At 52.6% G+C, this 10,787-nt stretch carries 2 protein-coding genes; both read right to left on the bottom strand.

Annotated features, from left to right (window positions below; all coding sequences use genetic code 11):
- A partial coding sequence (gene srfAB, locus ACWJJ4_RS19695) for a surfactin non-ribosomal peptide synthetase SrfAB (protein WP_454021882.1) occupies positions 1–8,135 on the bottom strand: 8,135 nt, incomplete at its 3' end.
- A gap of 21 nt (positions 8,136–8,156) precedes the next feature.
- Positions 8,157–10,787: condensation domain-containing protein (locus ACWJJ4_RS19690; protein WP_454021881.1), on the bottom strand; the 2,631-nt coding region annotated here is incomplete at its 5' end.

Genomic DNA, 10,787 nt, shown 5'->3' with positions numbered 1-10,787 from the left:
GCATGGTGTTCGACCATGACACCCTTCGGCTGTCCGGTCGTTCCTGACGTGTAAATCATATAAGCGAGATGATCCGCCGTTGTTTCCGTCTGCGGGTTCGCTTCATCGTTTTCATCAAGCGGCAGGCTCAGAATGGAGCGTCCGCCGTCAAGCAGGATCGTTTCACCTTTGTAGCTTTCCGGCACGTCGAGCGCTTCCTGTGTGAGAAGCAGCTTGGCGCCGCTGTCCTGCAGAATGTAGCTGATCCGCTCTTGTGGGTAGTCGGGGTCAATCGGCACAAATGCCGCGCCCGCTTTTAAGACGCCGAGTACGCCCGCGGCCATTTCCAAGGACGGTTTCGTTAAAATGCCGACACGTTCGTCAGCCGTGACGCCGCAGTCCATGAGAATGCGCGCGATCCGGTTCGCCCTTGCGTTCAGCTCACCGTACGTCCATTTCGCGCCGTTATATGCCGCGGCCGGCCGGTTCGCGTGGCGGGCGGCCGTTTCTTCAAAGAGACGGTGAACCGTTTTGTCCCGCGGCACAGAAATTGTTTTTCCTTTCCATGCGTCAAGGAGGGCTTGTTTTTCAGCATCGCTGATCAGTGAAATCTCAGGCAGCTTTCTGTCCGGGCTTTCCGCCGCTTGCTTCAGAATCCGCAGGAACCCGGCGCTCCACTTTTCAATGGTTTCTTTTTTAAACAGATCAGTCGCATATTCAAACTGAAGGCCGAGACCTTCTTGATCCGTAAAACCGCCGAGTGTCAGATCGAATTTCGCCGTGCCTTGGTTTGACTCATACGGAGTGATGCGCAGGTTCTCCAGTTCCAGTGTTTCTTTATCCGGATCTTCTGTCGTCACCATCACCTGGAACAACGGGTTGCGGCTCATATCTCTCGGCAGGTCAAGCTTTCCGATCAGATCCTCAAACGGATAATCCTGATGCGCCAGCGCGTCGAGATTGGTTTGTTTCACCCGTTCGAGCAGCCCGGCGAAGGTCTGCTCTTTTCGCGTTTCATTGCGAAGCGCAAGCGTATTGACAAACATCCCCGGCATTTCCTGAACTTCGGCGCTCGTTCTTCCGGCAGTCACCGAACCGATAATGATATCGCGCTGTCCCGTGATTTTGCTCAAAAAGACATGGAACGCGGCGTGAAGCACCATATGAAGAGTCGCTCCCGATGATTCCATTAATTCACGCACCGCTTTTTCCGTTTCACGCCCCGCTCTGAAACGGACGGATTGTCCTTTAAAACTTTGAACCGGCGGACGGGGAAAATCGGTCGGCAGATTCAATTCAGGAAGCTCGCCGGAAAATGCGGAGAGCCAATAACGCTCATGGTCTTTCATCCGTTCGGCCTGCCCGGGTTCATTCTGCCAGACGGCGAAGTCTTTATAGTGCAGGTTCGGCGACGGCAGACTTCCGCCTTTGTAAAGGTGAGCGAGCTCTTTGACCAGCATGCTTCTGGACACGCCGTCGGCAATAATATGATGCATATCCAGCAGCAGCAGGTGTTTCTTTTCATTCAGTCTGACAAGAGCGGCCCGAATGAGCGGAGCCGCGCTCAGATCAAACGGCTTAATGAATGCCTGAATGATAAGATCCGCTTTCTCCTCGTCCGCTGCTTCAAAAATGTGCAGGTCAATGTCAGCCTGTTCTGCGATCTTCTGCATCGGCTGGCCTTTTTGATCGATAAAGGACGTCCGCAAAGATTCGTGGCGATTGATCATCTGATTGAGCGCTTCCTGAAGCCTTGAAATATTGACTTCTCCTTCCATCAGAAGAACGGACGGCATATTATAGCTGATTGTCTCCCGGTCAAGCTGGTTCAGGACGTACATCCGTTTTTGGGCGGATGATAACGGGTACGCGTCTGCACTGTCTGCCGGTGTGATCATCCGATATCCCTCAGATACCGCCGATTTTTCGATATATGCGGCAAGCAGGCGGACAGTCGGCTGTTCGAACAGCGCTTTTAACGGAACCGTTTTGTCCAGTTCAGCCTGAATATTGGCGAGGAGCATCATGCCTTTTAAAGAGTGCCCGCCGTAATCGAAGAAATTATCGTCGATGCCGAGCGTATCCGTACCGAGTGTCTGTTTCCAAATGCGGCACAGCTTTTCCTCCAATTCCGTTTCCGGCAAGGCTGAAGCTGTTTGCGCCGTTTGGCTGACGCCCGGTTTCGGGAGGGCGTTTTTATCGGTTTTTCCGTTGGCTGTGAGCGGAATGCGGTCTACCTGCACGAAGTAAGCCGGAAGCATATGAGACGGCAGTGTTTCGGAAAGCCGTTTGCGAAGCTCAGAGCCTTTCAGCCCGCTGTCGGCTTTATAGTACGCGCACAGTTCCGGCAGCCCGCCTTCGCTGACTGCGAGAACGACCGCCTCCTGAATGCCGTTTACGCTTAACAGCACGGTTTCAACCTCTTTTAATTCAATGCGGTAGCCCCGGATTTTCACCTGATCATCCGCACGGCCGATAAATTCAATCGTCCCGTCAGGAAGCCTGCGGACGACATCTCCCGTTTTGTACATCAGGCTGTCCGGTGAAAAAGGATTTGAGATAAATTTCTCCGCCGTCAGCTGCGGACGGTGAAGATATCCTCTGGCAAGCCCCTTCCCGGTAATATAAAGCTCGCCGCTTGCGCCCGGAGGAACGAGCTGCATTGCTCCGTCCAATACAAGCGCGCCGGTATTTGCGATCGGGCGGCCGATGACGGGACGCTGCTCATATTGATCAAGACGCTCCATATTGATCCGTTCCGCAATGGCGCCGATCGTCGTTTCCGTCGGCCCGTAGTGATTGATGAAGTCGGTATGGGCGTATACGTCATGAAACTTGCGGACATCGGACGTGATGATCTTTTCTCCGCCGAGCACCACTAAACGAAGCGGGCTGAAACGGCGTTCTGACGTAAAACGGGCTGTGTTGACGATCATATGGAACAATGACGGCGTCAGTTTCATATACGTAATGCCGTTTTTCTGTATATACTCACCAAGCTGATCAGGCGCGGTGTACGTCTCTTTCGGCACAATGTGCAGCTCGCCGCCCGCCTGAAGAATCGGGAATATGGCCGTATAGCCGAGATCAAATGCGTAAGAAGACAGCAGCACGGATTTGTCAGCTTCGGTCAAACCGGCTTCACGGCTGAACCATGTGACATAATTGATTAGATTGCGGTGCTCCAGCTGGACGCCTTTCGGTTTGCCCGTTGTTCCCGAGGTATAAATGATATAGGCAAGCTGGTCGGCGCCGGGCTCCGTTTCAAGCCGGTCGGCGCTTTCGTTCTGCCATTCTCCGTCTTCCATTACGACCGTTTTTCCTTTATAAACGGCGGCCGCGGTCATGTTTCTCTCATTGACGACCAGAAGCTTCGTTCCGCTGTCTTCGAGAGAGTAGCGGATTCTCTCTTCAGGAGTCTCCGGATCAATCGGGAGAAATGCCGCTCCGGCTTTCATGACGCCGAGAATCGCGGTAATCAAGTCGGCCGAACGATCCATCATAATGGCCACGATGTCCTCACTGCCCGTTCCGCAAGCCTGAAGGTGGCGGGCAAACCGGTTCGAGCGTTCATCAAGCTCACGATATGTCAGACTTGTTCCGCCCGCAACCGCCGTGAGATCAGGCGTTTTTTGCGCTTGCCGTTCAAACAGTGAAACAAAAGTGCCCTCAGGCAGATCCGCTTCCGTCCGTTTTTCATCAGAAAGGAGCGCTTCCCGCTCAGGAGCGGACAGCAGGCTTGCGTCGGCCAGCTGAATATCCGGATTTTCGGCGCAGGCTTTAATCAGATTGACAAAATGAGCGCTCCAGCGGCGGATGGTTTCGTCCGCAAATAAGGCTTTCGCGTAATCAAAGCTCAATCCGACCTCTTCTCCGCGCTCAGCCGCTTCTAAGGAAAGATCAAATTTAGCGACATGATGATGCATGGAGTAAGAAGAAATCTCCAAATCTCCGAGCCGCAGGGCCGGGATCTCCATGTTCTGCATATTAAATAACACGCTGAACAGCGGACTCCGGCTTGTGTCCCTCGTTAACGGCAGTTTTTCAATTAATTCTTCAAGCGGATAGCTTTGATGCTCAAAAGCTTGAAGGCTCGCCGTTTTCACTTCATTCAGAAATTGCTTGAACGTTTTTTTGCCGGCAGGATGCGACCGAAGCGCCACGGTGTTGACAAACATGCCCGGCACGTCTTGGAGATCAGGATGCTGTCTTCCGGCCGCCGGAGACCCGACTATGATGTCTTCCTGGCCCGAATATTTGGACAGCAGCACTTGAAAAGCGGCCAACAAGAACATGTACATCGTCGTATCCGTATCAGCCAGCAGCTTCTTAATCTGCGCCGTCACCTGTTTATCAAGCCCAAAGATGACGCGTTCTCCTTCAAAACTGCGCTCGGCAGGACGCGGGAAATCAAGCGGCAGATCCAGCACCGGCAGATCGCCTTTGAACGTATCAAGCCAGTAGGCTTCGTGCTGATCGAGATTTGCTTTTTCACGCTGCCAGACTGAAAAATCCTTATAATGAATCTTTGGCAGCTCAAGCTCCGTGCCTTGATAAAGCTTCGCAAGATCACCGATGAAAATGCCCATTGAGCTTCCGTCCGTAATAATGTGGTGCATGTCAATCAGCAGAAGATGCCGATCTTCTTCAAGCCGGATCAGCTTCGAACGGACCAGCGGCGCATGATTGAGCGCAAACGGCCTGATAAAGGCTTTTGTCAGCTCTTCTGCATCTTCTTCCCGGCCCTCGGCGGTTTCAAGCTCAAACGACACATTTTTATGAATGGTCTGCACGACTTCTCCATCTGCCATGTCAAACGACGTACGCAGTGTCTCATGACGGTTGATTAATGCCTGCATGGCCTCTTCAAGACGGTTTTTGTCTACTGATCCTTCCAGCAGAAGTACAGCAGGGACGTTGTAGCTCGTGCTGGCCTGTCCGAGCTGATTAAGGATATACATCCTGCGCTGTGCTGAGGAAACAGGATAATGCTTCTGATAAGGCGCTTGTCGGATCGGTTCAAACTGCTGTTCCTCCTCGCTCTCATGCTCCAAATAATGCGCAAGCTCCTGAATGGTCGGCTTTTCAAATAACACTTTAATCGGCACTTCTTTTTGAAAGTGCTCCTGGATTTTAGCGGTCATCATCATAGCTTTTAAAGAATGTCCGCCAATCGTGAAGAAATTGTCAGTCACACCCGCTTTTACACCGAGAATGCCTTCCCAAATGTCCGCGAGTTTCTGCTCCGCTTCCGTTTTCGGCGCTTCGTATTCTTTTTGAACGGCTTCAGCCTGAGGCTCAGGCAGCGCTTTTTTATCAATCTTTCCGTTCGCCGTCAGCGGAAACTGATTCATCTGGATGAAGTGCGCGGGAATCATGTATTCCGGAAGTGATTCCGAAAGCGTTTTGCGCAGGTCTTCCGGCGAAAGGACCTGGTCTGCGGTAAAGTAAGCGCAAATTTCATTTTCATCCGCTTTATTTTTCCGGATCACAGCCGCAGATTCCGTCACATTCTCCGCCTGGCTGATTTTCGCCTCAATTTCGCCGAGCTCGATTCTGAAACCGCGGACCTTTACTTGGTTGTCAATTCTGCCGAGAAACTCGATCGTGCCGTCCGGAAGCCACTTCGCCAAGTCCCCCGTCCGGTATATCATTTCATCCGGTCTGACCGGATCGCGGACAAACTGCTTCTCCGTTAATTCAGGCAGATTCACATAGCCTCTTGCCACTCCGCTTCCCCCGACGCACAGCTCACCGGGAGCGCCGATCGGCTGGAGGTTGCGGTTTTCGTCCATAATGTACGCAGTGGAATTTCCGATCGGCTTCCCGATCGGGATCGAGCCGTCGTAGTCCTGATCAATGAGAAAACTCGTCGAAAACGTCGTATTCTCCGTCGGCCCGTAGCCGTTCCAAAGCGACAGCTCCGGTGATGCCTTCCTCACTTTGCTGACAATATGCGGCACAAGCGCGTCACCGCCGATGATGAGGTGCCGGAGCGTGTTAAACATGCCGGCATCCTTTTGGGCAAGCTGATTAAACAGCGGAGACGTCAGCCACATGGTCGTGATCCGCTGCTCTTTCAGAAATTGGGCGAATTGCCCGGCGTCAAGCAGCGTCTCTTTTTTCACCGGGTGTAATGCCGCTCCGTTCAGCAATGCGCCGAAGACTTCGAAGGTTCCGGCATCAAAGCTGACGGCTCCCGTTTGCGCCATCCGGTCTTCTTCATGAACCGGCACGTAATTCGAATGTTTGACGAGCCTGATGATATTTCTGTGTTCAATCATGACGCCTTTCGGTTTTCCGGTCGACCCGGATGTATACATGATATACGCCAAGTCGTTGCCGCCGGCCGGAAGATTCAAGTCTGTTCCGCTTACCGTTTCCTCCTCGCTTTCATCCAGCATGACAATCGGGACTTGCAATGTGCCCGCTTGTTCTTGATAGTCCTGAACTGTCAGCACGAGCCGAATCGAGCTGTCTTCCGCCATAAAGCGGAGACGGTCCTCCGGAAAAGCCGGATCAATCGGCACATAGGCGCCGCCTGCTTTTAGGACGGCAAGCATGCCGATAACGGTTTCCGCAGACCGGTCGTTCATAATAGCGGCGGTCCGGCCTTTTTCCAGCCCGCTCTTCACAAGGTGTCTCGCCAGGCGGTTGGCCGCTTCGTTCACTTCACGGTAGGTCCATTCGCGTCCCGCTTCTTTTATCGCGATGCTTGCAGGCGTCCGGTTTGCCTGTGCTTCAAACAACCGGTGAACGGCCTCCTCTTCCGGAAGCGCCGTTTTCGTATCATTGAATATCTCAACAATCTGCCGCTCTTCTTCGCCTGAAACAAGGCCGAGTTCCCGCACGGGCGCGTCAGGCGTTCCGACCGCCGCTTTCATCATGCGGGTCAGATGGTGCGCCGTTCGTTCGATGGCATCATGAGCGAAAGCCGCTCCGTTGTATTTGATTTTGACAGTCCACGTTTTTCCCGGATACACGATGAGATTGAAATCAAAGCTCGTCTGCTCAAAAGCATGTTCAACTTTAATGGAAAAGCCGAGTCTTTCCTCCATGCCCCCGTTTTCCAGCTCTTTGTCCAGCGGATAGTTTTCAAACGCGACCAAATGATTCAAGAGGCTGCCGTCCAGAGCGGAGCGCTTTTGAATGTCATAGAGCGGCACATAATCATAGCGCTCGGCTTCCACGGCGTTTTTCTGAACTGCCGCCATCACGTCAGAAAAGGCTGCATCTTTGTCAATCTTGATTCTGACGGGAATCGTATTGATGAACAGCCCCGCCATCGTTTCAATGCCGTTGATTTCTGAAGGACGGCCTGATACAACGGTGCCGAACACCACATCGTCTGTATAGTTGTATTTGCTGAGCACCGCACCCCAAACGGCCTGAAACAGGTTAGGCCCCGTGACTTGATACCGGTTGGCGGTCTGCTGAATCTGCGCGACCAGCTTTTCATCCCAGACAAAAGAATATTCTTCATTTTGATAGTCTTTCTTTTCTGATGCCAGACGGCCCGGGAGCAGGCTCGGCTGTTCGAAATCCGCCAGGCGGCTGCTCCAATATTGTTCCGCCTCCTCATAATCCCGGCCTCCGAGCCATTTGATATAGTCAGAGTAAGGTTTGCCCTGGCTTCCCCCGGCGGGCCGGCCGGCACGAAGCGCTTCATAGTTTTGAAACAGGCTTTTCATCAAAACGCCCATACTCCAGCCGTCCATGACAATATGATGATTGCTCCAGACGAGATACAGCTCCTTCTCACTGAGCCTGAACACCGCCGCTTTAAAGAGAATGTCCTTCGCCAGATGAAAGCCCTGCTGCTGCACATCGCGTTTATAGCGTTCAATATATTCGGTTTGGCGCGCTTCATCTAATTGACTGATATCTTCATAGTGCACCTTCGTCTTCCGATCTGCTAATACGACTTGGCGCGGTTTTTGAAGCTGCTGGTGCACGAATACCGTACGCAGGATGTCATATGTCCGGATCAGCTCATTGACGCTTTTTTCAAAAAGCTCAAGCTGAAAGCTTCCGTGAATCCTAAGCTCTAATTGTGTGAAGTAGGAGGAAGAATGCGGATCAAGCAGCGCATGATACAGCATTCCCTCCTGCATCGGTGTGAGTGCATACACCTTTTGAATCGATTTTTTGCTCATATGTCACCTCTGTCTTTTCTGTTAGAGAATTTCCATTAATTTATCAAGTTCATCAAGCGTCAGATCATCATCGCCAAGATCGCTAGGCGTAAGCTCAGGTCCGTCTTGGGCCAGGCAGTGATCTATGATTTTCAAGAGGTGCCCTTTAAAGCTGTCACTGAACGATTGAATGGTTTTTTTATGAAATTCGAGAGAATGATAGGCAAACGTCATCGTCATCTGCCCATTTTCTATAAATCCGACAATATCAAGCGCATTCGGCTTCTCTGTGTCAGGGCTCAGCGATTGTCCTGACGGCATCCCGGATCTTGTAAATAAGCCGGAATCCGACATCTCATTAAACTGGCCTAAGTAGTTAAAGCTGATATCCGGATCAATCTTAAATGAAAGATTCTCTTTATGCTCAGGCGCCGTTACATAACGCAGAATGCCGTAGCCGACTCCTTTGTTCGGGATGTGTCTGATGTCTTCTTTCATTTGTTTCAGCTGATATGAAAGATCGTCGGCGTGCTTCATCTCAAGGATCATCGGATACATGCTCGTAAACCATCCGACCGTCCGGGTGATATTCAGGCCGTCAAGAATGTCTTCGCGCCCGTGGCCTTCCAAATGAACGCCGATCGTGTCTTCACCCGTCCACTCTTTCAGCGCCAGTCCGAGCGCCGTGAGCAGGATGTCGTTCATTTCCGTATGGTAGGCTTCATGTACGTTTGTCGTCAGCTGTTCAGTTTGTTCAGGCGTCAGAGAGAAGCTGACCGTTCTCGTATGTCTCATGCGCTGATCACCAGACTGCCTGTCTTTCGGAAGCTGAGTGCATACCTCTTTTTCCTCAAGCTCTCTCCAGTAATCCGCTTCTTTCAGAAACGCCTTCGTATTTGCGTATTCTTTGATTCTCTCAGCAAATTCGGCGAATGAATGTGTTTTCGGAGGCAGCGCCGGTTCATTGCCTTGCTTCAGCTGCGTATAAACGGACGTGAAGTCCTCCAGTAAAATCCGCCAAGATACACCATCCACGACTAAGTGATGGATTGCGAGAAGAAGGTGGTCTCCATCTTCAGCCCGGAAGAGCCCGGCCTTCAGCAGATGTCCTGTTTCCAGTGAAATACTGCTTTGAAGACGGTCTGCTTCCCGTTCGATACGGTCCTCATGATCTTCAGCAGGTCCGTTCAGCTCAAAGACGTTCAGTTCAACAGACGCATCCTCAAGCCCTCTGTAATACGGTTTTTGTTCACGATAAATCATCCGGAGCGCATCATGGTGCACCGTCAGGACATGTAATGTTTTTTCTGTTATCTCCGGATCAAAGCCGTCTTTCGCGTGAAGCATGACGGATTGGTTCCAGTGGTGTTTGTCCGTGAAGTTTTTCTCAAAGAACCAGCGCTGGATCGGCGTTAACTCCGCTTTGCCTTCGACAGGTCCCTGGTCGGCCTGCTTGCCTTCCGTCCGCTCCACATAAGAGACGAGCTCTTCGATGGTCGGGTGCTGGAAGAGATCTTTCATCTCCAGCTTGTAGCCGTGCTGGTTCAGGCGGCTCGCCATTTGGATGCCTTTGATTGAGTCGCCGCCGAGCGTGAAGAAATTATCGCTTACGCCGATCTGATCAAGACCGAGCACTTCCTGCCAAATGTCAGAAAGCAGCGTCTCCATTTCCGTTTCCGGTGCTTTATACGCGGCGCTTCCCGCTTCAATGTCCGGTTCCGGCAGGGCTTTTTTGTCAATCTTTCCGTTTGCGGTGACCGGAAGCTCGGCCAGCTCCACCCAGAACGCCGGCACCATGTAGTCAGGCAGCGTGTCTTTCAGCGCGGCTTTGAGCGCTTCAATATCATTCTGCTGAGGCGCGACATAGGCGCAAAGCGCGGTATTGCCCGCTTTGTCTTCCACAGCCGTCACCGCTGCGTCATGAACGTCCGCAAGCTGAGCGAGACGGACTTCGATTTCTGAAAGCTCGATCCGGTAGCCCCGCACTTTGACCTGCTGGTCGATACGGCCGATGTATTCGATGCCGCTCTGCGCGTTCCATTTGACGAGGTCGCCGGTCCGGTACATGCGCTCGCCGGGCACGAACGGATCTGCGGTAAACCGCTTCGCCGTTTCTTCTTCACGGTTCAGGTATCCGCGTGCCAGACCGCGGCCGGCCACGCACAATTCACCGGCAATGCCTTCCGGCTGCACCTGATCGCCGTCGCCGAGAATATAAGCTCTCGTATTGGCAATCGCCCGTCCGATCGAAAGTGATCCTTCCTCAGGATTGATGACGCCGCTTGTCGCGACGACGGTGTTTTCCGTCGGGCCGTAGTTGTTGACGATCGTGTACGGCTGTTTCACCGCCCGCTTCAGCTTGTCGCCGCCGACGAGAAGCATGCGGAGAGAGGTATTTTCCAGCTCCATAAATTGTTCGGCCAGCTGCGTCGGCAGGAAGGTGATGGTCACGCCGTTCTCCTCGAAATAGTGATTTAAGCGGGTGATATCCAGCCGGATCGCCTCGTCAATGACGTGAAGCTCCGCGCCGATAGTCCATGTCGGGAACATCTCCCAGATGGAGGCGTCAAAACCGAAGCCCGCGTATTTGGCGCTTTTATCATCCGCCGTCATGGCGAATGCGTCGTGGTGCCAGAAGCACAGGTTCACCAGCGCATGGTGTTCGACCATGAC

It is taken from the genome of Bacillus sp. JK62, from assembly GCF_053663455.1.
Note: the sequence above shows the minus strand (reverse complement) of the source record. Positions and strands in the feature narration are given on the sequence as shown.